At 73.6% G+C, this 24,113-nt stretch carries 18 protein-coding genes; 4 read left to right on the top strand and 14 right to left on the bottom strand.

Annotated features, from left to right (window positions below; translation table 11 throughout):
- The first annotated feature begins 43 nt into the window (after positions 1-43).
- From SM793_RS04995 to SM793_RS04985, 3 genes are all read left to right on the top strand, one after another.
- The gene (locus tag SM793_RS04995; protein ID WP_320436770.1) at positions 44-283 is read left to right on the top strand and encodes an acyl carrier protein; all 240 of its coding nucleotides are present in this window, start codon (positions 44-46) and stop codon (positions 281-283) included.
- A gap of 183 nt (positions 284-466) precedes the next feature.
- Positions 467-1,273: a glycerophosphodiester phosphodiesterase gene (locus tag SM793_RS04990; protein WP_320436769.1), complete on the top strand. Its 807-nt coding sequence runs from the start codon at positions 467-469 to the stop codon at positions 1,271-1,273.
- Positions 1,270-2,709 (top strand): MFS transporter, encoded by a 1,440-nt coding sequence (locus tag SM793_RS04985; protein WP_413815877.1) that lies wholly within the window; start codon positions 1,270-1,272, stop codon positions 2,707-2,709. Before SM793_RS04990 ends, SM793_RS04985 begins: the two co-directional genes overlap by 4 nt.
- Before the next feature lie 146 nt (positions 2,710-2,855).
- Here SM793_RS04985 and SM793_RS04980 read toward each other — a convergent pair whose 3' ends face one another.
- From SM793_RS04980 to SM793_RS04960, 5 genes are all read right to left on the bottom strand, one after another.
- Complete coding sequence (locus tag SM793_RS04980) at positions 2,856-3,875, bottom strand: LLM class flavin-dependent oxidoreductase (protein WP_320436768.1); 1,020 nt, start codon at positions 3,873-3,875, stop codon at positions 2,856-2,858.
- Positions 3,876-4,155: 280 nt separating this feature from the next.
- A complete protein-coding gene (gap, locus tag SM793_RS04975; protein ID WP_320436767.1) occupies positions 4,156-5,154 on the bottom strand; it encodes a type I glyceraldehyde-3-phosphate dehydrogenase in 999 nt (332 codons plus the stop codon).
- Positions 5,155-5,378: 224 nt separating this feature from the next.
- Positions 5,379-6,338, bottom strand: a complete 960-nt coding sequence (locus SM793_RS04970) for a GlxA family transcriptional regulator (RefSeq protein ID WP_320436766.1) — start codon at positions 6,336-6,338, stop codon at positions 5,379-5,381.
- Positions 6,339-6,483: 145 nt separating this feature from the next.
- Positions 6,484-7,194 carry a DUF998 domain-containing protein gene (locus SM793_RS04965; protein WP_320436765.1) on the bottom strand — a complete coding sequence of 237 codons (711 nt, stop codon included), beginning with the start codon at positions 7,192-7,194 and terminating at the stop codon, positions 6,484-6,486.
- Between the two features lie 149 nt (positions 7,195-7,343).
- On the bottom strand, positions 7,344-8,663 hold the full coding sequence (locus SM793_RS04960; protein WP_320436764.1) for a diaminopimelate decarboxylase: 1,320 nt from the start codon (positions 8,661-8,663) through the stop codon (positions 7,344-7,346).
- A gap of 162 nt (positions 8,664-8,825) precedes the next feature.
- Here SM793_RS04960 and SM793_RS04955 point away from each other — a divergent pair, with 162 nt between their 5' ends.
- Complete coding sequence (locus SM793_RS04955) at positions 8,826-9,572, top strand: hypothetical protein (protein WP_320436763.1); 747 nt, start codon at positions 8,826-8,828, stop codon at positions 9,570-9,572.
- A gap of 46 nt (positions 9,573-9,618) precedes the next feature.
- On the opposite strand, the gene SM793_RS04950 is transcribed toward SM793_RS04955, so the two are convergent.
- The 9 genes from SM793_RS04950 to gcvPA form a co-directional block, all read right to left on the bottom strand.
- Entirely contained in the window at positions 9,619-12,036 is a 2,418-nt protein-coding gene (locus SM793_RS04950) for a tetratricopeptide repeat protein (protein WP_320436762.1), read from the bottom strand.
- A gap of 181 nt (positions 12,037-12,217) precedes the next feature.
- Positions 12,218-13,807 (bottom strand): MGH1-like glycoside hydrolase domain-containing protein, encoded by a 1,590-nt coding sequence (locus SM793_RS04945; protein ID WP_320436761.1) that lies wholly within the window; start codon positions 13,805-13,807, stop codon positions 12,218-12,220.
- Positions 13,807-14,646, bottom strand: a complete 840-nt coding sequence (locus tag SM793_RS04940; protein WP_320436760.1) for a carbohydrate ABC transporter permease — start codon at positions 14,644-14,646, stop codon at positions 13,807-13,809. Before SM793_RS04940 ends, SM793_RS04945 begins: the two co-directional genes overlap by 1 nt.
- Positions 14,647-14,655: 9 nt before the next feature.
- Complete coding sequence (locus tag SM793_RS04935; protein WP_320436759.1) at positions 14,656-15,630, bottom strand: sugar ABC transporter permease; 975 nt, start codon at positions 15,628-15,630, stop codon at positions 14,656-14,658.
- Complete coding sequence (locus tag SM793_RS04930; RefSeq protein WP_320436758.1) at positions 15,627-16,979, bottom strand: sugar ABC transporter substrate-binding protein; 1,353 nt, start codon at positions 16,977-16,979, stop codon at positions 15,627-15,629. The genes SM793_RS04935 and SM793_RS04930 overlap by 4 nt, the downstream gene beginning before the upstream one ends.
- Positions 16,980-17,129: 150 nt before the next feature.
- Positions 17,130-17,879: an SDR family NAD(P)-dependent oxidoreductase gene (locus SM793_RS04925; RefSeq protein WP_320436757.1), complete on the bottom strand. Its 750-nt coding sequence runs from the start codon at positions 17,877-17,879 to the stop codon at positions 17,130-17,132.
- Entirely contained in the window at positions 17,876-19,042 is a 1,167-nt protein-coding gene (locus SM793_RS04920) for an ATP-NAD kinase family protein (RefSeq protein ID WP_320436756.1), read from the bottom strand. Before SM793_RS04920 ends, SM793_RS04925 begins: the two co-directional genes overlap by 4 nt.
- Entirely contained in the window at positions 19,039-20,652 is a 1,614-nt protein-coding gene (gcvPB, locus tag SM793_RS04915; RefSeq protein ID WP_320436755.1) for an aminomethyl-transferring glycine dehydrogenase subunit GcvPB, read from the bottom strand. Before gcvPB ends, SM793_RS04920 begins: the two co-directional genes overlap by 4 nt.
- Positions 20,649-24,089, bottom strand: a complete 3,441-nt coding sequence (gene gcvPA / locus SM793_RS04910) for an aminomethyl-transferring glycine dehydrogenase subunit GcvPA (protein WP_320436754.1) — start codon at positions 24,087-24,089, stop codon at positions 20,649-20,651. The genes gcvPB and gcvPA overlap by 4 nt, the downstream gene beginning before the upstream one ends.
- Positions 24,090-24,113: the final 24 nt, after the last annotated feature.

Genomic DNA, 24,113 nt, shown 5'->3' with positions numbered 1-24,113 from the left:
GACTTCTTCCCAACCTGCCTACCGGCAGTCAGGAGAGTGCGACATGGCAGAGGTGAACAGCCGCCTGGCGGCACTGTGGACCGAGCTCCTCGGGTGCGAAGACGTCACCGAGGGCACGGACTTCTTCGAGTCCGGCGGTACGTCGGTCGTGGCCGTCTATCTCGCGGCCGAGATCCAGGACCAGTTGCGGGTCGAGATCGACGCGATCGAGATCGTCACCCACCGGACGTTCGGCGAACTCGCCGCGCTCGTCGGCGGGCGGATACCGGAGGAAGTGGCCTGACCGCTCCGGAGCGGGCGAATGCCGGGAGCGGCCGGGTCGGAGAATCCGGCCGCTCCCGGCATTCGCCCCGGTCGGCCGCCCCGCACCCTGCGCCGTTACATCTTGACAGCAAGTGTCACAATGTAACGCGCGCGGGGCCGGCAGGTCCGGCGGCGACCGATTCCAGCAAGCTCGGAGCACGTCATGCACCCCTTCCTCGACCATCCGGGGCCGCTCGCCTTCGCGCACCGGGGCGGTGAGCTCGGGCGGCCGGAGAACTCGCTGGCCGCGTTCGAGGCCGCCGTCGCACTCGGGTACCGGTACCTGGAGACGGACGTCCACGCCACCGCCGACGGCGTCCTGGTGGCGTTCCACGACAGCCGGCTCGACCGGGTCACCGACCGCACCGGGGTGCTCGCCGAACTGCCGTGGCGCACCGTGCGGGAGGCCAGGATCGGCGGCACCGAGCCGGTACCGCTGCTGGAGGACCTGCTCGACGCGTTCCCCGAGGCCCGCTTCAACATCGACGTCAAGGCGGCGCCCGCCGTCGGCCCGCTGGTCGAGGCGGTGCGCCGGACCGGGGCCTGGGACCGGGTCTGCGTCGGCGGCTTCTCCGACGCCCGGCTCGCCGCCGTACGGGCCGGCGCCGGGCCCCGGCTGGCCACCTCGCTCGGCCCGCGCGAGGTCGCGCGGCTGCGGCTGCGCTCGCTGGCCGGGCCGCTCGGGCGCGGCGGCGGGGCGCCGTGGGCCGGGACCTGCGCCCAGGTGCCCGAGCGGCACAGGGGTGTGCGGGTGGTCGACCGGGCCTTCGTCCGGGCCGCGCACCGTCTGGGCCTGCAGGTTCACGTCTGGACTGTGGACGACGCCACACGGATCCGGGCTCTCCTCGACCTGGGTGTGGATGGCATCATGGCCGATCGCATCGACGTCCTGCGCGATGTCCTCCGCGAGCGCGGATGCTGGCCCCACGGCGGCAACGGCTCCAGCACGGTGATAGGAACCGCCCCATGAGCACCGCGACCGACCTGCCGGAGCATCCGGCGACCGCCACCGACGACGGCCGCGCGCTGCGCCGGATGCAGTTCGGCTGGTACATCAACGACTGGGCGAACGCGGCCTTCTCCGCCACCGTCCTCACCGTCTTCCTCGGCCCGTACCTGACCTCCATCGCCAAGGAGGCGGCCGACGCCCGGGGCAATGTGCACCCGCTCGGGCTGTCGATCCGGGCAGGCTCGTTCTTCCCGTACACGGTGTCGTTCTCGGTGCTGCTGTCGGTCGGCGCGATGCTGCTGCTCGGGACGGTCGCGGACCGCACCGGGCGGCACAAGGAGCTGATGTGCGGCGCGGCGTACGTCGGCTCGGCCGCGACGATGGGCATGTTCTTCCTCGGCGGTGACCGCTACCTGCTCGGCGGCGGCCTGCTGGTGGTCGCGAACATCGCGTACGCGGTGTCGGTCGCGCTCTCCTACGCCTACCTCCCCGGCCTGGCCTCGCCCGACGAGCGGGACGCGGTGTCCTCCAAGGGCTGGGCCTACGGCTACGCGGGCGGCGGCCTGCTGCTGATCGCGAACCTGGCGCTGTTCCAGGGCCACGACGCGTTCGGGCTGTCCTCCGGCACCGCCGTGCGGATCTGCCTGGCCTCGGCGGGACTGTGGTGGGCGATCTTCACCCTGGTGCCGCTGCTCCGCCTGCCCTCGCGGGCCGGTGTGCTCCCGGGGCGGCCCGGGGTGCCGGCGGCGCGCACCGGGGACGCCACCGGGGTCGCAGCCGGGGAGGCCGCCGGCGGCAAGGACGCCGAGCCGGCCGCCGGGAGCCTGCGCGAACTCGGCCGCACCCTGCGCGGCATGCGCCGCTACCCGCTGACCCTGCTCTACCTGGGCGCCTTCCTCTGCTACAACGACGGCATCCAGACCGTCGTCTCGCAGGCCTCGCTGTACGGCAGCGAGGAACTGGGCATGGACCAGACCTCGCTGGTCGTCGCCGTGCTGCTGGTGCAGATAGTGGCGATCGGCGGCGCGCTGCTGCTCGGCCGGATCGCGCACCGCTTCGGTGCCAAGAGCACCATCCTCGGCTCGCTGGTCGGCTGGGTGGTGACCCTCGCGCTCGGCTACTTCATGCCGGCCCACCAGCCCGCCTGGTTCTACGCCCTGGCCTGCATGATCGGTCTGGTGCTCGGCGGCAGCCAGGCGCTGTCCCGCTCGCTGTTCTCGCACATGATCCCGGCCGGCCGGGAGGCCGAGTACTTCAGCGTCTACAAGGTCAGCGACCGCGGCACGAGCTGGATGGGCCCGCTGGTCTTCGGCCTGGCCTACCAGATCACCGGCAGCTACCGCTCGGCGATCATCTCGCTGCTGGTGTTCTTCGTGATCGGCTTCGCCGTGCTGCTGCGGGTCCCCGTCCGACGCGCGATCGAGGCGGTCGGCAACCCGGTGCCCGAGCGCCTCTGACCGCACCCGGGAGCGAACGGGACAGAGCGGGGAACAGGACTGAACAGGACGGCACAGGACGGAACAGAACCGCTCGGAACGGGGCGGGGGCTCTCGCAGCCCCCGCCCCGTTCCCGTTGTGGTCCGTCGCACCGCGTGGCGGCCGGTCAGGCGGTCGGCTTCCAGCCGAGGGCCGGGGCCAGGTGGGCGGCGATGTCGGTGAGGATCTGGACGTAGTCCTCGTGGGCGAAGGTGAACGGCAGCGCGAAGACCACCTCGTCCACCTCGCGGAAGCCCGCGTGGGCGGACAGCTGCTCGGCGATCGCGGCGGACGGGCCGACCAGGTCCCGGGCGAACATCGTGCGCGCCGGACCCTGCGGGGCGGCGGTCCGCGGCGTCCGGGCCCGGACGTACTCCTCGTAGCGCGCCCGCTGCCCCGGGGTGGCGCTGTCCGTGGGGATCACCACCAGCCCCTGGGAGACCCGGGCCCCGGCGCCCAGCGGGTGGTGCGCGCGGAAGGCCGCGATCTGCGAGCGCTGGATCTCGGCGAAGTCCTCCGACTCCTCGGCCCGCACCACGTTGCTGGTGAGCAGCGAGAGCCCCTGCTCCCCGGCCCAGCGGGCGGAGCGCAGGCTCCCCCCGCCGTACCAGAGGCGGTCGGCCAGACCGGGCGAGACCGGCTGGACCCGGTCGGAGTAGACCTCGATGCCCTCGACGCCGCCGAAGTCGGTGGCCGGCTCTCCGCGCACGAAGCCCAGCAGCCGGCGGACCCGTTGGTAGCCGAAGTCCTCGGCCTCGGCGGTGTCCGGGTACAGCGCGCCGGACACCCGGTCCCAGTGGCCGGGACGGCCGACGCTGACGCCCGGGTTGAGCCGGCCGCCGGACAGCAGGTCGGTGGTGGCGAGGTCCTCCGCCAGGCGCAGCGGGTTCTCCCAGCCGACCGGGACGACGGCCGTGCCCAGCTCGATCCGGCGGGTGCGCTGGGTGGCGGCCGCGAGCACGGCGACCGGCGAGGAGATGCCGTACTGGAGGTGGCGGTGGCGCACCCAGGCGCTGTCGAAGCCCAGTCGCTCGCCGAGTTCGATGAGCCGCAGGGTCTGCTCGTGGCCCTGTGCCGGGTCGGCGGGGTCGAACAGTCCGATGGTCAGGAATCCCAGCCTGCGCAGGGGCCTCGCGTGCGACGGCACCGGTGTCCTCTTTCCTCGGCGCCCCCGGGCGCCGACGGTGACCGGCCGGGCGGCGTGCCGTCCACCGTCACACACCGGCCGGGGGCGCTCAAGGGCCGCCGGGGATTCGTCATGGGGCGCAACATCCCTGTCACGCCGCTGTGTTCGAACCACCGGCGGCGTGCCGCGGGGCCGCCCCGGGGTGATCCCGGAGCGGCCCCGTAGTGGCCCTGCGGCGGACCTGTCGCGGCCCTGCGGCGGACCTGTCGCGGCCCCGCGGCGACCCGGTCGCGGAGGCCGGTCAGCTGCGGGCGAGCAGCTCCAGGGTGTCGATGACCCGGTTGGAGAAGCCCCACTCGTTGTCGTACCAGGCCACCACCTTGACGTGCCGGCCGTCGACCCGGGTGAGCGCGGAGTCGAAGATCGAGGACGCGGCCTCGCCGGTGATGTCGCCGGAGACCAGCGGCTCGTCCGCGTAGTCGAGGATGCCCTTGAGCGGGCCGTCGGCGGCGGCGCGGTAGGCGGCGAGCACCTCGTCGAGGGTGACCTCGCGCCCGACCGTGGTGTTCAGCTCGACGATCGAGCCGACCGGGACCGGCACCCGGATCGAGTCGCCCGACAGCTTGCCGTCCAGCTGCGGCAGGACCAGGCCGATCGCCTTGGCGGCGCCGGTGGTGGTCGGCACGATGTTGACCCCGGCGGCGCGGGCCCGGCGCAGGTCGCGGTGCGGGCCGTCCTGGAGGTTCTGCTCCTGGGTGTAGGCGTGCACCGTGGTCATGAAGCCGTGCTCGATGCCGGCCAGCTCGTCCAGCACGGCGGCCAGCGGGGCCAGCGCGTTGGTGGTGCAGGAGGCGTTGGAGACGATCACGTGCGCGGCCGGGTCGTAGTCCGCGGTGTTCACGCCGTAGGCGAGGGTGACGTCCGCGCCGTCGGACGGGGCGCTGACCAGGACCCGGGCGGCGCCGGCCTTCAGGTGGGCGCGGGCGGCGTCCGCCGAGGTGAAGCGGCCGGTCGCCTCCAGGACGAGGTCGACGCCGAGCTCGGCCCACGGCAGGGCGGCGGGGTCGCGCTCGGCGAGCACCTTGATCCGGCGGCCGCCGACGACCAGCTCGTCGCCCTCGACGGCGACCGGGTGGCGGAAGCGGCCGAGCGCGCTGTCGAAGCGGAGCAGGTGGGCGAGCGAGTCGATGGGGGCGAGGTCGTTGACCGCGACCACCTCCAGCTCGCTGCCGCGCTCCACCAGGGCGCGCAGGCTGTTGCGGCCGATGCGGCCGAACCCGTTGATGGCGATGCGGGTCATGGAGGGCTCCCTCTGCGGTTCCGGCGGTGCCGGGCGGTGCCGGAGTGCTCCGGGGTGGTGGTCCCGGGGCGTTCCGTCGTGTGCTGACACCTCCATGATCGGGACTCCGCCGGGGGCCGGCCAGGGGCTGGATCGACATGGTCCGCAAGGATCGCGCCAGACCCCTCGCCAACGGTCGCAAGGATCCCGCCAGCCCTCCGGGGATGCCCGCACCCGCCCGCCGCTCAGCCCTCGGCGCGGGCCGCGAAGGTGTGCCGGTACTCGGTCGGCGAGGTGCCGAGGACGCGGTGGAAGTGCAGCCGCAGGTTCGCCCCGGTGCCGAGCCCGACCCGGCCGGCGATCTGCTCCACCCCCAGGTCCGTGCGCTCCAGCAGTTCCCGCGCCAGGTCCACCCGTGCCCGCAGCACCCACTGCATGGGCGTGTAGCCGGTGTCCTCCACGAACCGCCGCGAGAAGGTCCGCGCCGAGACCCGCGCGTGCCGGGCCAGGCCCTCCAGCGTGAGCGGCTCGGCCAGCTGCGCCAGCGCCCACTCCCGGGTGCCGGCGAAGAGGTCGCCCAACGGCTCGGGCACGCTGCGCGGTACGTACTGGGCCTGGCCGCCGCTGCGGTACGGCGCGGCCACCAGCCGCCGCGCGACATGGTTCGACAGGCCCACGCCGTGGTCGCGCCGCACCAGGTGCAGGCACAGGTCGATGCCGGAGGCCGCGCCGGCCGAGGTGAGCACCGCGCCCTCGTCGACGAACAGCACGTTCTCGTCGACCCGGATCCGCGGATGGCGCTCCGCCAGGGCCTTGGCGTAGTGCCAGTGGGTGGTCGCCCGCCTGCCGTCGAGCAGCCCGGTGGCGGCCAGGGCGAAGGCCCCGGTCGAGATGGCCGCCAGCCGGGCGCCCCGGGCGTGGGCGGCCACCAGTGCCCCGACGACGGCGGCCGGCGGCGCGGTGGTCGCCGGGTCGCGGTAGCCGGGGACGAACACGGTGTCCGCGTGCTCCACCGCCTCCAGGCCCTCGGCCACGTGGTACGAGAGGCCGTCGCCGCCGGCCACCAGGCCCGGCGCCGGACCGCAGACCCGGACCGTGTAGGGCATGCTCGGCCGGCTGGAGAACACCTGCGCGGGAATGCCCACGTCCAGCGGCTTCGCCCCCTCCAGTACGAGCACGGCGACCCGGTGCTTGCCTCGACCCATCGGGCCGCCTCCACTCCTCCGCGGTCGGCCCGGGCACCGCGGCACGCCCCGGCCGGCACGGTACCGACCGCAAGCATCCTGCCATCGGCCGGGGTCTGCCGCCGCGGCCCGGTCAGGGCGTGGCGGGTCTGCCGCCCCGGCGCGGTCAGGGCGTGCCGGGGGCCGGGCGGGCGACGCGGGGCAGCAGGGGCGGGACGGCCTCGCTCTTCACCAGCCAGGCCACGCCGAAGGCGAACACCGACACCGCCTCGCCGAGGTAGGGCAGGGTCAGCGGCCAGTCCCTGGCCAGGTGCAGCACCCCGGCCACGGCGACCGTCAGCACCCCGGCCACGATCACCCAGCCGCAGACCAGGTACACCCAGTCGCGTGCCGGGCGGTGGCGGCCGGCCGCCGGGGAGTCCGTGAACAGCCGCAGGCAGAAGTACCCGAGCACGCCGAACAAGCCTGCCGCGAAGGCCAGATGGAGCATCCCCACGGTGGTCTGGACACCGCTGGGGTGCGGCACCAGGGCGGACGGCGGCTCGGTGGGGAACAGGGCCACCCCGATCGCCAGCACCCCGGCCACCGAGCTCAGCCGGTCCTCCCGGCGGTCGTGGCGGTAGCAGATGAGGAAGACGCCGACGGCGCACAGACCGCCGACGAAGACGTTGCGCATATGGGTGTAGTAGGACGCGCTCATCGAGTCGAGCAGCGCGATCCGGGCGGAGGTGAGGCTGTTGCCGAGCGGCAGGGCGATCGGCAGCAGGAACCCGAGGACACCGATGCCGAGGCGCAGGCGCCGCACGGTCCGGACGTCCTGGGCACGGGGGTCGGGATCCACGGGGGTCCGGGCTTCGGCAGGGAGGTGGGCGGACATGGCGAGGCCTCCTTCGACATGCTGAGGCTGTCTGCACCGCGGCCGGGACGGCGGGCCGCGGCAGGGTGATACCCGCCCACCACCGTCCCGGAAACCCCTTCCCGTCTGCGGTTCTGACAGACAGTCACAGTACGGACGGGCCCGAGGTGTCAGTCGACCGGCCGGAGCAGATCCCCGACCTCCTGCGCCCGGCGCAGCGGCACGAACCGCACCGCGCCCGCCGCGTCCACCGTGAAGCCGTGCACCGCCGGCTCGGGCAGGCTGTTGTACTGGAAGTGGGTCGTCGCGTAGTAGGCGCCGGTGTCGAGCAGCGCGACCAGGTCGCCGGGCTCCAGCAGCGGCAGCGCACGGCCCACCGCGACCAGGTCCCCGGCGAAGCAGCACGGCCCGGCGACGTCCTGCGGCACCGGCGTGCCGTCCTTCTCCGCGCCGGAGGGGTGGTGCGCGGTGATCCGCAGCGGCCAGGCGTCCGGCATGAACACCGTGCGGGTCGCGACCTGGGCCCCGGCGTGGGTGAGGGCGATCCGCCGGCCGCCGGAGGTCTTGGTGTACTCGACGTACGCGGCGGTGAAGCCGTTCTTCGCCAGCAGGGAGCGGCCGAACTCGGTCGCCAGCCGGTACCCGCCGCCGAACAGCTCCGGCACCCGGGCCCGCAGCAGTTCGGCGTACCCGGCGAAGGTGGGCGCGGTGGTGTCGTCGGCGAAGTTGACCGGCAGCCCGCCGCCGAGGTCGATGCCCGCCACCTGGCGGCGCCGCAGCTCGCCGTTCACCCGCTCCGCGAGGCCGACGGCCCGGGCGACGCCCTCGGCCATGAGTTCCGGTGAGCAGCCCTGCGAGCCGACGTGCACATGGACCCAGGTCAGCCAGGGCCGCTCCCGGAACGCCTCCAGCAGCCGCTTCTCGTTCCCCTCGTCGGCCAGCCCGATCCCGAACTTGGACGTCGCGGTGGCGGTGCTCATCGCGCCGATCGACCCGCCGCCGATCTGCGGGTTGATCCGGACCCCGATCCGGGAGCGGGGCGTCCCGGCCCCCAGCAGAGTGTCGACGCGCTCCAGCTCCTGCCAGTTGTCGATGTTGACGGCGACACCCAGCTCCAGCGCCGCGGCCAGCTCCCGCCGGGTCTTGGCGGGCGAGTCGAGGACGATCCGGTGCGGTTCGAAGCCCGCCGCCAGCGCCTGGGCGAACTCGCCGGGGCTGGCCACCTCGCAGCCCATGCCCAGCTCCCGCAGCCAGGCCAGCAGCGGGACCAGGCAGTTCGCCTTCGCCGCGAAGGTGTGCAGCACGTCGAGCCGGCCGGGGAAGGCCGCCCGCAGGTCCGCGACGCTCGCGGCCACACCGTCGAGGTCCACGAAGGCGGCGAGCAGCGCGTCCTCGGGGTCGAGCAGCCGGTGCCGCACGGCTTCGCGCAGGACGCGCTCACGGCGGGCGGCGGCGGCCGGGTCAGGGCCTACAGGCTGAGGAAACGTCATGGTCCGGCACTCCCCCGGTTCGTCGGGCGGTCGGACGTCCAGTCTGCCCCAGGCGTTGCAGTCCGGTGACACGGAAGGCCCGATTCCGTCGATTGTTCGCACTACGTTCGGTCGTGCACGGCACCGCACGGCCACCCGGCACAACCGCTCAGGAGAACCTTCATGTCCCGCACGGCGACCCGCCGCCCGACCACCGTCCGCACGCTGGCAGGAGCGATCCTGACCGTCGCCCTGATCGTGCCCGTGGCGACTGCCTGCGGGCCCGACTCCGACGCGTCCGCGACGGCGAGCGGCACCGCCTCCCCCGCGCCCGGAACCGCGACCGGCGTGCCCGGCGCGCCCGTGCCCGCCGCGACCACGCCCGCCACGGCCGCGCCCGCCACAACGGCACCGCCCACGCTGGCCGGGGCAGGGACCACCACCGCCGCATCCCTGGCCCCCGCCGCCACCACCGCCAAGCCGTCCGACACCCCCACGCCGACCGCCAAGCCGAAGTCCCCGGGCCGCAGCTACCCCCTGGTGGACGGCAGCACGGCCGAGGTCCAGCCGGTCGGCAACCAGAACTACACCGCCAGGATCGTCAGCCGCGGCTCCGTCCTGGCCACCCTGGAGACCAAGGACGCCGACGCCGGTCTGGACGCCAACGACATGTTCGTGGTGCTCTCCGTCGACGGCACGGTCCACTCTTGGATGGGCGGCGCCCACCAGGGCCCGGGCACCTTCAAGCTCGCCGGCGGCTGGACGGCCAAGGTCACCAAGGTCGGCGAACTCCACTACCGGGCGCAGATCCTGGGCCTCGACAACGCCGTGAACGACACCTTGGACGCCGACCAGCACGACACCGGCGCCGTCGCCAACGGCGTGTACATCGTGCTCACCGCGGGCGGCCGGATCGGCGCCCACATGTGAGACCGACCGGGCCCGACGCCACGGGCGCGACGCCGCGACGCCTCAACTAGCCGTTCCCCAGGCCGTCGAGCAGGTGCCCGGTCTCCCGGGTCTGCGGGTGATCGGGTCCGAACAGGCGCGACTGGCGCCGGTGCAGATCGGCCAGCAGGGCCGCAGCCTCCTCCTGGCGGCCGCGTTGGGCGACGACCCGCGCGAGCAGGACGCTGCTACTCAGAGTCCCGGAGTAGTCCGGGCCCAACAGCCGTGTGCGTTCGGCGACGACCGCGGTCAACTCCTCCTCCGCCTCGACGAGCCGGCCCTGGAGGCCGAGCACCCAGCCCAGCCGCTCCCGGGTAGCGAGGGTGTCGTGGTGCTCGTCCCCGAACAGCTCCCGCCGGATCCGCAGCACCTCCTGGAGCTCCTCGCCCGCCTCCGCAGCCCTGCCCTGCTGGCCGATCGTCCAGGCCAGCCGGTTGCGACTGGCCAGGGTGACGGGATGGTCGATGCCGAACGCGGCGGCCCGGCCGTCGCGGGCGGTCCGGAAGAGGGCCTCGGCCTCGGCCCAGCCTCCGGTGTGGGCCTCCACCCGGCCGAGGACGTGGTAGGTATCGAGGGTGTCCGGGTCCTGCTCACCCAGGTTCACCCGTTGGGTCTCCAGCAGTGCGGCGAGGGTGGCCCTCGCCTCGGTGTGGCAGCCGAGGTCGGCGACGACCCGCGCGAGTTCCCCTTCCGTCCTGAGGGTCGACCGGTCCGCGTCTCCCAGGTGCTCCCGCTGGTCGACGAGCAGCAGCTGCAGCCCCTCCTCCGCCTCCGTCCAGCGGCCCTGCAGGGCGACGGCGCGGCACAGCGAGTACCGCAGGTCCAGCACCTCACGGTCCCCGGAGGAGAGCGCGCCCACCACGGCCAGGGTCGCCGCGCAGATCTCCTCCCCGATGGCCGCCGGTCCGCTCCACTCCGAGTAGTCCGCGAGCATGCGAGCGCCGCGCGCCGCCAGCCGCAGGCCGTCCGGGTCCAGCACCGGCGCCGCAGTACTCAGCAAGGAGCGGAAGTGCGGGGTGAGCAGGCGGAACGCCGGCCAGTCGGCGGGCCGGTCCGGAGCCAGGCGCGCCAGTGCCTCGGTCACCAGGAGGACGGCGGTGGCCGGGACGGTCCGGGCGGCCGCCCCGCCGGCCTGCCGGTCCGCCTCCAGGTGGGCACGCCCGACGTCGGCCACCACCGGATGCACCATCAGGGCCCGTCCGCCGCTGCCGGACGGCGGCGGATCGAGCCGGTTCAGCAGGCCGAGGCGGAGCAGGCCCCGCATGCCCTGTTCGAGCCAGACCACCTGCTCCGTCCGCTCGACGGCCTCCGGCGGGAGCAGCGCGGCCAACAGGGCGACGTCCAGCAGATCGTCCGGGACCGGGGTCGCCGCGCCCAGGCAGGAGAGCAGCCGCAGCAGTGTCCGGGCCTGGGGCACACCGTAGCGGGCGAGTGCGTCGAGGGAGGTCTCCCAGGTGTACATGAGGGTGGAGCGGGAGTCGCCGGCCAGTTCCGGGTCGGGTGCGAGAAGGTCGACGGTGCGCGGCGAACCGTCGAGTTCCCGCCGGTAGTCGGCGAATCCCCGGGTGAGCGCGAAGTCGGAGCCGAGGTAGCTTCCGGCGAGGTGCAGGGCGAGCGGGAGACCGCCGAGCCGTTCGCCAAGTTCGGTGGCCTGCTCCTCGGTCCCGGCCGCCGGTGCCAGGTCCCGCAGGATCCGCCCGGCGTCCGCCGCGTCCAGGCGGTCGAGCCGGCGGAAGACGATGCCCCGGCCCCAGGTCGCGGGGTCGGCGTGCCGGGTGGTCACCACGACGAGGCCGGAGCGGGGTACCCGCAGCCAGCCGGTGCCGTCGGCCACGCCTGCCGAACCGGGCGGGGAGCCGGGGGCGGCGAGGGCCTGCGGGGCGTCGGCGTTGTCGATGACCAGCAGCCAGCGGCGCTTCTCCCGGTCCAGCACGGCCCACAGCGCGTCCGGCGCCCGGGAGGTGCCGGAGGCGATCGCCTCCTGTTCGGCGACCGGGGCACCGAGCGCACGGGCGACGGCGAGCATCCCGGACGGCAGGCTGCCCTCCTCGGCGGCGGAGACCCACCAGACGTGGCGACGGGGGTCGGCCCGGACCCGTTCGGCGAGCGCCGCGGCGACCGTGGACTTCCCGATCCCGCCGAGGCCTGCCAGCACGACCGCGTGTCCGGTGGACTTCTCGGCCAGACCCAGGAGTTCACGGAGCTGCTCCTGCCGACCGCGGATCTCCGCCGGCAGGCTCCGTAGCGGGGCGAGGACGGAGGCCGGGGCAGCGGCGGTCTCCGGGCCGTCCGCGGCGGAGGGCGAGGGCGGCGGCACGGCCGCGTCGGGCAGGGCGGGCCGGCTGTGGTGCTGGCGCATTTGCAGCCGCAGTTGCCAGCTGGCGACCCCCAAGGCGACGAATCCGGCGACTGTTCCCCCGGCCGTCCAGAGCAATCCGGCGTCCATGGTCGACACGCTACTGGACCATCGGTTGCCGAGTACCGCGACGGCGGGGAAACGTCGGGGAGTTGGCCGATCACCACGCCCGATCACCGCGCCCGGGGCGACAGCGGTCCTCGTCGTCGGAGCGGGCCGAGGGCGGGGCGCGGAGCACCCCGACCGCAACGGGATTCCCGCCGGGCGGTCGCTACTCGCGGGCGAGGTCGAGGAAGAGCGCGGCGGACCAGCCGAAGCCGGAGGTCGCCCTCGGCGCCCGGGTGCCGGTGAGCGGGTTCCAGTACTCGTGGAGGCCCCCGCCGTCGCGGACCATGGCGAGGGTCCGTTCGCGCAACTCCTCGGCGGTGCCGGGGAAGCCGGAGCGGTGCAGGCCCTCGATCAGCAGGTAGTTGATGTTCAGCCAGACCGGGCCGCGCCACATCGCCTCCGGGTCGAAGGCCGGGTCGTCGAAGGCCACGGTGGGGACCGGCCGTTCACCCCAGTAGGCGGGTGAGCGGAGGGTGCGTTCCAGGGTGGCGGCGATCCCGGCGGGCAGTCGGCCGGTGAACAGGGGCATCAGGTCGAGCGCGGTGCGGACGGGTACGGGGGTGCCGGCCGCCAGGGTGGTGAAGCGGGTGCCGTCCCAGCGGCGGGCGACCAGGAGTGCGGTGTGGGCGGCGGCGCGCGATCGCCAGTCGGCGGCCTCGGCGGGCCGGCCGAGGGCGTCGGCGATGTCGGCCAGCCGGTCGGCCTCCAGGACTAGGTAGGAGTTGAGGTCGGGGGGCTCGGCGCGGGGGCCGTGGTCCCAGATCGGGCTGTCGTCGAGGCCGGACGAGTAGGGGTGCAGGTATTCGGGGAGGCCGTCGCCGTCCGGGTCGGAGGCCGCGAACCACCACCGGTGGGCGCGGGCCAGCCGGGGGTAGGCGGCGGCGAGGAAGGACAGGTCGGGGTCGGTCTCGTGGACCTTCCAGACGGCCCAGGCGGCCAGCGGCGGTTTGGTGACCGGCACCGCTTCGCGGGTGGGCCGGGCGCCGTTGGCGGTGCCGACGTGCTCGGCGAGCCGGGCGTGGTCGGCGCGGGGCAGGTCGGTGGTGTCGGCGAGCACGCCGTGCTCGTGCACCACGTCCGGGAGCCGGCCGTCGGGCAGTTGGTGGTCGAGGAAGAGCAGGATCTGGTCCCGGGCGAGCGCCGGATCGGCGTGCCGCAGGGCGACGGCGTGAAAGAGCGCGTCCCAGTTCCACACCCCCACGTAGCCGTACTTGGACGGAACGAGGCCCTCGCGGCCGGCGATCGGCAGCAGGTTGACGGCCAGCGTCCACCAGGCCGTCCCGGCCGCCGCGGCGAGGTCGGGGCGGACGGCCGGCATCCGGGCGAACCACGCCGCCCAGCGGGCCTCGGCGGCGGCGCGGACGGCGGCGGCCGACCACTCCCCCGGCGGGCCGTGCAGGACGTGGCAGCCGTCGAGCGCGAGCGCCCGTCCGGTGCCGTCGGGCAGCCGCCAGGAGGCGTGGACGTCGTGCCCGGCGAGCACCAGGGTGGCGGGGTCGGCGAACAACAGCGCGGCTCCGCCCGCGAATTCGACCGCCGTGGGGGTCGCGGAGCGGACGGGCAGCGGGTGCCCGTCCACGTCGCGCAGCACCAGCCCGGTGAGTTCGACGGTGTCGGCGAGCCGGGTCTCGTACTCGGCCCGGGCCACCCGCAGCCCGTCCGGGCCGGCGGTGACCAGCAGCCGGGAGCCGCGTTCGGTGAACGGCCGCTGGTCGAGGTCGAGTTCGACGTGGTGGGCGGGAGAGGGGGACATCAGCGGCCTCCCAGGCCCGAGGAGGCCATGCTGTTGAGGATCTTGCGCTGTCCGACCAGGAAGGCGATCAGCATCGGCACCACGGTCATCACGGAGAGCGCCGCGGTGAGCCCGTAGTCGACGCCGCCGCGCTGGGAGTTGAAGGAGTCCAGCAGCAGCGGGACGGTGAACAGCTCCGAGGTGTTGAGGAACACCAGCGGGAAGAAGTAGCTGTTCCAGCTGGCCAGGAAGACGATGATGCCGAGCGTCCACAGGCCGGGCCGGATGTTGGGCAGGACGATCCGCCAGAAGATGGTCCAGCGGCCGGCGCCGTCGATCCTGGCCGCCTCCTCCAGCTCGACCGGGACGGCCCGGATGAACTGCCGCAGCAGGAACACGGCGAACGGGTTGGCGATCGCCGGCAGGATCAACGCCAGGTGGGAGTCGATCAGTTGGAGCTTGGCGAGCATGATGTACAGCGGCACGATGGTCACCTGGGCGGGCACCATCTGGGTGGCCAGGAAGAGCCCGAACAGCGGCCCGGAGCCCCGGAACGGGATCCGGGCGAAGGCGTAGGCGGCCATCGCGCCGGTGAACAGGGTGGCGGCGACGGTGATCGCCGCGATGTACATGCTGTTCCAGTACGCGCGCCCGATCGGCACCTCGTTCAGCACGTCGGGGTAGTTCTTCGCGCGCCAGGGCGTGGGCAGCCAGGACAGCGGCTCGTTGATCATCTGGCTGACGCCCTTGAAGGAGGTCAGGACCATCCAGACGAAGGGGAACAGCATCAGCAGGCCGCCGAGGACGAGCCCGGTGTGCAGGAGGAGCTGCCGGGGGGCGGTGGAGTGGCGGACGGTCATGGCGGCGCCTCAGGACTCGTAGTGGACGAAGCGCTTCTGCGCCTGGAACTGGATCGCCGTGACGATCAGGGTCAGCAGCAGCAGGAGCAGGGCGGCGGCGCTCGACAGTCCGAAGTGGAACTCCCGGAAGCCCTGTTGGTAGACCTTGTAGACGATGGTCTGGGCGCCCTCGTTGTGGTCCGGGTTGACCAGGACGTAGACGAGGTCGAAGGCCTGGAACGAGCTGATCACCGACACCACCACGGTGAAGAAGACGGTGGGCGACAGCAGCGGCAGGGTGACCGAGCGCAGGGTCTGCCAGGGGCCGGCGCCGTCGATCCGGGCGGCCTCCAGCAGATTGGTCGGGATGGTGGCGAGACCGGCCAGGAAGATCACCACGTTGAGGCCGAGCGAGGACCAGACGGTCACCACCGAGACCGCGACCACCACCCAGTCGGGGTCGGCCAGCCAGTCGGGCAGGGTGATACCGAGGATGTCGTGGACGGTCCCGTTGAGGATGCCGTCGGCGCCACCCCCGAGGATCATCTGCCAGATCACCGACACCGCGACCGAACTGGTCACCACCGGGAGGAAGTAGACGACCCGGTAGGCGGTCCGCCCCCGCACCCCGTGCAGGGCGAGGGCGATCAGCAGCGCCAGGGCGAGGCCGCCGGGCACGGTGATCAGCCCGATCTTGACGGTGTTCCACACCGCCCGGCCGAACTCCGGATCGGTCAGCTGGGTGCGGAAGTTGTCCAACCCGACCCAGGTGGCGTCGCCGAGGCCGTCCCAGCGCATGAAGGAGAGGACCACGGCGAAGCCGAGCGGGCCGACCAGGAAGACCAGCAGGCCCAGTAGTTGGGGGCCGAGGAAGACCAGGGCCCACCGCCGGTCGCGGCGGCGCCAGAGCGGCTCCCGGCCGCCGCGCGCGGTGGGGGCGCTGCCCGCCGGACCGGCGGCGGGACGCTCCCGCCGCCGGGCCGCGGCCTGAGTGAGGGCGCTCAACCCTGCTTGCCCTTCATACCGTCGACCAGGGTCCGGAGCTGGTCCATGCCCTCGTCGAAGCCGGTCTTGCCCTCCCAGATCTTCATCAGCTGGTCGTTGATCGCCTTGGTCAGACCGGGGACGGCCACCTCGTCGGGGTAGTTGGCGAAGCCCCGGTCGCGGACGTCCAGGAAGGTCTTGGCGTGCGGCGGGTAGCTGCCCTCGGTGACGAGGCTCTCGGCGCCCCGGACGGAGGGGACGGCGCTGCCGCCCTTGAGCCGCAACTGCTGGCCCTCCTTGCTGACGAACTCGGTCAGGAAGGTGAAGGCCTCCTTCGGGTGCTTGCTGTTCTTGTTGACGGTCAGGTAGGAGGCGGCGACGGCGCCGGGTATCGGCTGCCCGTTCTCGGACGGGAACGGCACGATGTCGTAGCTCTCGCGGTCGCCGCCCTTGTCGATGCCCTCGATGACCCAGCGGCCGCCGGCGTAGAACCCGGCCTTGTGCTTGATGAACTGGGTGGCCGCGCCGTTGCCCTCGGGCAGCAGGTCGGCGGAGGCGAAGGTCTTGTCCCGGTAGCCGTCGGCGAGGGTCTTCAGCGCCTGGCGGGTCTTCGGGTCGGTGGTGGCGACGAACTTGCCGCCGTCCCAGACCTTGCCGCCGAAGCCGTTGACGACGCTGTAGTTGGCGCCGTACCAGTTCCAGAAGATGGTGCCGGTCCGGTCCGCCGCCTTGAGTTTGGCGTTCATCTCCAGGAACTTCGCCGTGGTCCACTGGCCGGCCTCGTTCAGCGCGGCCGGGTCCTCGGTGATACCGGCCGCGGCGAGGGCCTTCTTGTCGAACCAGAGCACCTCGGGGTTGGTGTCGTTGGGCACGCCGTAGGTGACGCCGTCCTTCTTGGCGCCGCCGTAGATGCCCTCGAAGAAGTCGGCCGGCTTGCTGCGGCTGTCCGGTCCGGCGAGTTGCTGGTCGAGCGGGGACAGCACGCCGTCGGCGACCAGCTTGCCGATGTAGTCGTCACCGACGTAGAAGACGTCCGGCGCGGTCTTCGAGGTGAGCTGGGTGAGCAGCTTGGGGTGGTAGTCCTCGTAGGAGGCGACCTGCTCCAGCTTGAGGGTGATGTCCGGGTGCTTCTTGGCGAACTCGTCCGTGAAGGTCTTGAAGACGGCCAGGTCCTCGGCCGAGCCCCAGGTCGACCAGCGGATCGTGACCTTGCCGCCGTCGGCCTTGGCGTCACCGGCGCCGCCCGCGCCGCTGGTCCCGCTGCAGCCGGTGACGGTGACGGCCAGTGCCGCCGCGGCGGCGACCAGGGCTGTTCTTCTCGTGAAACTCGTGATACTCGTGATACTCGTGATACTCGTGAAAGCGGACATCGGATGCCTCCTGGGCTTTCGTGAGAGTGGGGCGTCGCGAAGGGGGTGGTACCTCGGTGCGTGCAGGGGGGTGGTACCTCGGTGCGTGCAGGGGGGTGGCGCGTCCGTACCTGAGGTGCGTCCGTATGTGAAGCGGGTGGTGCGGGGGTGTCAGGCGAGGCCGCCGCCGTCGACGACGAGGGCGGAGCCGGTCATGTAGCTGCTGGCCTCGCCCGCCAGGAAGAGCACCGCGGCGGCGATCTCCTGCGGCGTGCCGGCCCGGCCCATCGGCCGGTCGGCGGCGTCCTTCTCGAACACCGTCCACTCCTCCTGGAGCTGGCGTGCCTCGTCGCGGAGCATCGGCGTCATGGTGTCGCCGGGGTTGACCGAGTTGACCCGGATGCCGGCGGCCGCGTGGTCGATCGCCAGCGCCCGCGTCATGTTGACCACCGCCGCCTTGGAGGCGCAGTAGGACAGCGCGTTGCCGCCGCCCTTCAGCCCCCACCCGGAGCCGGTGTTGACGATCGACCCGCCCTCGGTCATGGCCGGCACGGCGAAGCGGCACATCAGGTAGACGGAGCGCACGTTGACGGCCATCACCCGGTCCCAGTCGTCGGCGGATATCTCCAGCGCGGTCTGGCGGCGGATGATGCCGGCGTTGTTGAACAGGACGTGCAGCCCGCCGAAGGTCCGCACGGCGATGGTGACGATCCGTTCGCAGTCGGTCTCGGAGGAGACGTCGGCGCGCACCGCCACCGCCCGGCCGCCTGCCGCCTCGATCCCGTCGACGACCTCGCTCGCGTCCGCGAGGTCGGCGACGACCACCGCGGCGCCCTCGGCGGCGAACAGTTCGGCGGTGGCCCGGCCGATGCCGGAGGCGCCGCCGGTGACGATGGCGACCTTGTTGCGCAGGGTGTTCATGAAAGCTCCTCACTCGCCGAACTGATGCGGTACAGCACTGATTCACGGTGCCCGGTGACCACCCGGACGTGGCCCTCGAACGCGGCGTCGGCCCGGGGGTCGCCACTGTCGACCAGCAGCGGCCGCCCGCCGAGCGCGGCGAGCTTCTGCTGGGTGGCGAGCACGACGACCCCGGCGAGCGCGGCCAGGACCCGGGGACTGAACTGCTGGTTCCCGCGCCCGATCACGAAACCCTGCCCGCCGATCACCGACAGCACACCATGCGTCACCTGTGACATGGCAATGGCATGCAGCCGCTGCTCGGTCACGTCCGGGGCGAGCAGGGCGCCGTCCCGGACCACGTCCACGCCGAGGGGGGTCAGCGCCAGCCCGAGCGCCCGCCCCACGGCCAGCGTGGTGGCGCCGGGGCCGAGCGCGTAGGCGGTGCCGGGGCGCATGCCCGCCACCACCGCGCGGGCGATGGACTCGGCCGAGCCGGGCGGCGCCGCCGAGGAGCCGGTCTTGCGCCCGCTCAGCCGCTCCCGGGCCGCCGGCACCCGCAGCGTGCCGTACAGCCGGGCGCCGACCAGCCCCGCGCGGTGGCCCTCCTCGTCCAGGTCGACCACCTCCGCGTCGACGGTCCGGCCGTCGAACCCGGCGGCGGTCGCGCCCGCCGCCGCCGGGCTGACGGCGAAGCAGCCGGAGTAGACCTTCACCCCGGCCGGGACTCCGAGCACCGGTGGGCGCGGCCCCGCGTCCAGGACGTCGCGCGCCGTCCCGTCGCCGCCCGCGAACAGCAGCAGGTCCACCTCTCCGAGCGCCGCGACCGCCGCCCGGGTGTCGGCCGGGCCGGTGGACGCCGGGCCGGTGGAGGCCAAACTGTCGGCCGCCCCGGTGAACGCCGCCGGGCGGTCCCCGACCCGGTGCGCGGCCCGGTGCGCGAGCCGGTACGGGACGCCCGCCGCCCGGGCGCTGTCCTCCCCCATCGGGCCGGCCACGGTGCGCACCAGGACGTCCGGGCGGTGGGCCCGCAGGGCGCGCAGCGCGGCGGCGGCGCGCTCGGCCGCCCGGGGGACGGCGCCCAGCGCGAGCGCCCTGGCCTGGATGTCCGGCCCGTCGCTGCCCTTGAGGGCGACGGCGCCGCCGAGGCCGGCGACGGGGTTCACGATCAGGCCGACGATCATGCCGGCGGCTGCCCGCCGTGCTTGCGGCGGTAGGCGCGCCAGCTGGGCGACCACTGTGCCGGGTCGTCCAGCGAGGCCGGGTCGATCCGGTGCACCGTCTGGCGGTAGGGCGCGTTGCGGACGAACTCCGGGTCCTTGCGGGCCTCCTCGGCGACGTGGGCGAGGATCGCCGCGTACTCGTCGAGGTCCTCCCTGGAGTAGGACTCAGTGGGCTCCAGGGTGAAGGGCTCCGGCACCACGTAGGGGTGGTGGCTGGTCCAGTAGTGCACGCCGAAGTCCGCCGCGCGGATGCCGATCTCCTCGGAGTGGACGCCGGTCTCCTCGGTGAGTTGCTGCCAGGAGTAGCGGACCTGCTCGACCCGGCGGCGGTCGGCCCACGGTACGGAGGCGCCGGGGATCCGGGCGACCTTCGCCAGCAGGTAGTTGTTGTTGAGCACGGCCGTCTCGGCGACCTCGCGCAGGCCCTCGGCGCCGAGCGCCATCACCCAGGCGTAGGCGCGCACCACGTTGGGGGTGACGCCGAGGAAGGGGCGGATCTTGCCGACCGACTGCTCGGGGGTGGTCAGGGTGAACACGTCCCGCTCCCCGCCGACTTCACCCTCCGCCTTCTCGATGTCCGTGGCCTCGGCCCGGTCGACCACCGGCCCGGGCAGGAACGGCACCAGCGCCGCCGAGACGCCGCAGGCGCCGGCCGCCGGGCCGCCGCAGGCGTGCGGGGTGGAGAACGTCTTGTGCAGGTTGAAGTGGCACAGGTCGAAGCCCGCATCCCGGGCCCGGGTGATGCCGAGGATGCCGTTGGCGTTGGCCTGGTCGTAGCACGCCAGGCCGCCGGCCTCGTGGACCAGGTCGACGAACTCCCGGATCCGCGGGTTGAAGATCCCGGTGTCCTCCGGGTTGGTGATCAGCAGGGCGGCGGTGCGCGGCCCGACCGCCGCCCGCAGCGCCTCGATGTCCGGGTTGCCGTCGGCGTCCGGCATCAGGGTGATCACCTCGTAGCCGGCGACCTTGGCGCAGGCCGCGTTCGAGGGGTGCGAGAACATCGTGGTGATCACCTGGTCCCGCTGCCCGCCCTCGCCCCGCGAGGCGTGGTAGGCGCGGATCATCGCGATGTTGGCGTAGATCGCGGCGGAGCCCGCCCCCGGCTGCAGCGACACCCGGGCCATGCCGGAGATCTCCTTGAGGATCTGCTCCAGCCGCCAGTAGACCTCCAGCACGCCCTGCACGGTGGACTCGGGCTGCAGCGGGTGCAGCGCGGCGATCCTCGGGTCACGGACGAAGGAGTCGTTGACCTTGGGGCTGTACTTCATGGTGCAGGTGCCCTGGCCGACGTCGATGTTGAAGTCCGCGCCGAGGGTCTCCTGGGAGAGCCGCAGGTAGTGCCGCACCACCTGGTTCTGGGAGAGTTCGGGCAGCGCGGGCGGGGTGCGGCGGGCGACCGACTCCGGCAGTTCGACCAGGGGCGCGTCCGGCGCGGGGACGCCCACGCCGCGGCGGCCGGGCCGGGACAGCTCGAAGACGATCTCCTCGTCCCAGCGGGCCTGGTGGAAGCGCCGCAGGGCCGGCTTGGGGCTGACCGGCAGGTCGGCGAAGGGTTCGGTGTGCGAGCTCACTCGGCGCCTCCCAGGGCGGAGAGGGCGTCCTTGACGGCCGCCGCGAGGGTGTCGATGTCGGCGATCGAGTGCCGTTCGGTGACGCAGACCAGGAGCTCGCGGTCGCCGAGCCGCACGCCGCCGAGGATGCCCCGGCCGTGCAGGTCGGCGAGCAGCGCGTCGGCGTCCGGCACCTCCACCGCGAACTCCCGGAAGTGCACGGCCTCCTGGTGGCGGACCACGGCGCCGGCCGAGGCCAGCGCGCGCATCGCGTAGCGGGTCCGGGCGAGGACGGTCTCGCCGATCTCCCGCATCCCCTGCGGTCCCATCAGCGCGAGGTAGACGCCGGCGGTGATGCCCCACAGGGCGGCGGCGGTGCCGACCCACTCCTTGCCCTCCTCGCGCAGCGCGAACGAGGTCCGGTCGTAGAAGACGTCGCCGAAGCCGTACTCGCCGGGCACCGCCGTCGGGGCGATGCCGAACAGTCGGGACGGGAACTCCGCGACCAGCCGCTCGTCGTCGTGGCTCGCGATGAACCCGGCCTGGCCGCCGCCGTACTGCGGGTGCATGCCGAGCGACTGGATGTCCCCGCAGACCAGGTCGGCGCCGTAGGAGGCGGGCGGGGCGAGCACGCCGAGCGAGATCGGGTCGGTGCCGACGACCAGCAGCGCGCCGACGCCGTGCGCCAGTTCGGCCAGCTCCCGGCCCCGGGTCTCGACCACGCCGTGCACGGTGGGCGTCTCCAGGTAGAGGGCGGCGAAGCTGTCGTCCAGCCGCACCTCGCCCATCTCCCCGGAGTCGGCCACCGGGGCGAGCAGCACCTCGACGTCCGGGGTGAGGTAGTCGCGGATCTTGGCCAGCTTGTCGGCCGCGATCGCCCCGCTCACCAGCACCTTGGCCCGCCCGGTGCGGCGCGCGGCCATCCGCAGGGCCGTCCCGGTCGCCTGGTAGCCGTCGTACACGGGGACGTTGACGACGTCCATCTCCAGCAGCTCGGCCATCATCGAGACGTACTCGAAGAGGGCCTGGAAGCGGCCGTGGTCCTCGTAGGGCTCGCCCGCGTAGGCGGTGAGGAACTCGCCCCGGCCGTTCACCTCGTCGCACACCGCCGGGACGTGGTGGTGGTAGCAGCCGTGGCCGAGGAAGCTCAGCAGTTCGGCCGGGTGGGTGTTGCGCGCCAGCAGGCCGTGCATGTGCCGGACCAGGCCGGGTTCGTCGGTGTACGGCGCGGGCAGGTCGAGCGGGCGGTCGAGCCGCAGTTCGGCGGGGATGTCGCGGTAGAACTCGGCGACGTCGGGGGCGCCGATCTCGGCGAGCATCGCCGCCCTGGTCTCGGGCCCCGCGTTGGGGATGTACGGATGGGCCACTGGCGCTCCTCGGGTCAGGGCTTCGGGACTGCTTCGGGACTGTTTAAGGACGGCCTCGGGACTGCTTGAGGGCTGCCTCAGGACGACGGCGGCGCCCGGCGCGAGCGACAGGGGGCCGCTCGGCAGCGGACGGCCGGTCAGCAGGTCCGTGAACACGGTGTCGGCGGGGGTGGTGGTCGGGGTCGGGGTCGGCAGTGGGACGGTGGCTGTCCGGCTGCCGTGGTTGAGCAGGAAGAGGTAGCGGCCGCGGCGGCAGGCCTCGACGCCCTCGGGGAGGTCGGGCCCGGCGACGCCGGTGACGCCGGCGGCGGCCAGCACCTCGTCCAGCAGCGGGGCCGGGTCCTCGGGCAGGCAGCTCAGATAGGTGGCGGTGGCGGGGCCGGGCCCGGAATCGCCGCCGTGCCGGGTGACGGCCGGGCGGCCGTCCAGCGGGCCGCCCCGGTAGCGCGCCACCACCTCGGCCCCGTCGGCCTCCACCCACTCGGTCCAGGTGCGGGCGAGCAGCCGGGTGCCGTCCGCCGTCTCCACCTCCTGGGTGGCGCCGTCCGGCAACGGCCGCCACTCCTCGACCCGCACCCCGAGCAGTTCGCGCAGCGGCCCGGGCGCCCCGCCCCCGTGGACCCGGTCGGCGGCGTCGACCACCCCGCTGAACGGCCCGACCACCAGGTGGCCGGGGAAGCCGGCCAGCGCGGCGCCCTGTTCGGCCGTGCACAGGTAGAGGTTGGGCGCGATCACCAGCCGGTAGCCGGAGAGGTCGCGCCCGGGCGGGGCCAGGTCGACGGCGATGCCCCGGGCGTGCAGCGGCGCGTACCAGGAGAGCAGCAGCTCGTGCAGCCGGAGCCGGTCGGAGGGCATCGACTCGGGCGCCTCCAGCCCCCACCAGCTGTCCCAGTCGAGCAGCAGCGCGACCTCGGCCCGGGTGGTGCTGCCGGCGACCTCGGCGAGCCGCCGGACGTCCGCGCCGAGGGCGAGCGTCTCGCGCCACTGCCGGGTCGCGGTGCCGCCGTGCGGCAGCAGCGCCGAGTGGAACTTCTCCGGGCCGTAGCGGGCCTGGCGCCACTGGAAGAACATCACGCCGTCCGAGCCGTGGGCGAGCGCCTGGAGGCTGTGCAGCCGCATCACCCCGGGATCCTTGGGGACGTTGACCGCCCGCCAGCTGACCGCGCTCGGCGCGGACTCCAGCAGCAGCCAGGGCCCGCGCTTCAACGAGCGCATCAGGTCGTAGCTGAGCGCGGCCTTCACCGCGGCCCGGGGGTCGGCCGGGTCCGGGTAGGCGTCGTCGGTGACGACGTCCTCGGCGGCGGCCCACGCCCAGTAGTCGAGGTCGCGCAGCACGCTCATGAAGTTGGTGGTCACCGGCACGTCCGGGGTGACCTCCTTGAGCACCGCGCGCTCGGCCTCGAAGCAGGCGAGCAGCGCGTCGCTGGAGAACCTGCGCCAGTCGAGCAGCTGCGCCGGGTTGACCGGTCCCGGCGCCTTGCGGGGCGGCTCGATCTGCGTCCAGTCGGTGTAGTGCTGGCCCCAACAGGAAGTCCCCCAGGCCGCGTTGAGGCCGTCCAGGGAGCGGTGGCGCTCCTTCAACCAGCGGCGGAAGTCGCGCGCCGACTCCGGGCAGAAGCACTCGGCGGTGTGGTCGGCGTACTCGTTGCTCACATGCCACAGGGCGAGGGCGGGGTGGTCGCGGTAGCGCTCGGCCACGGCCCGGGCGAGCCGGACGGTGGCGGCGCGGAACACCGGTGAGGAGGGGCAGTAGCCCTGCCGGGAGCCGAACTCCAGCCGGGTCCCGGCGGCGTCGACCGGCATCACCTCCGGGTGGTCGCGGACCAGCCAGGGCGGCGGGGTCGCGGTGGCGGTGGCGAGGTCGACGGCGATGCCGTGCTCGTGGAGCAGGTCGAGGACGCGGTCCAGCCAGCCGAAGTCGTGGACGCCGGGGGCGGGTTCCAGTCGGGACCAGGAGAAGACGCCGACCGTGACGAGGTTGACGCCCGCCTCGGCCATCAGTCGGACGTCCTCCTGCCAGACCTCCTCGGGCCACTGCTCGGGGTTGTAGTCGCCTCCGAACAGCAGTCCCGGCACCCGGGTCAGGCCCATGCTCCGCCTCCTCGAGGGGTCGAG

This window comes from Kitasatospora purpeofusca, assembly GCF_034043715.1.
Lineage (GTDB): Bacteria > Actinomycetota > Actinomycetes > Streptomycetales > Streptomycetaceae > Kitasatospora > Kitasatospora purpeofusca_A.
The sequence above is the reverse complement of the archived record's forward strand: the minus strand, read 5'-3'. Positions and strand labels throughout refer to the sequence as shown.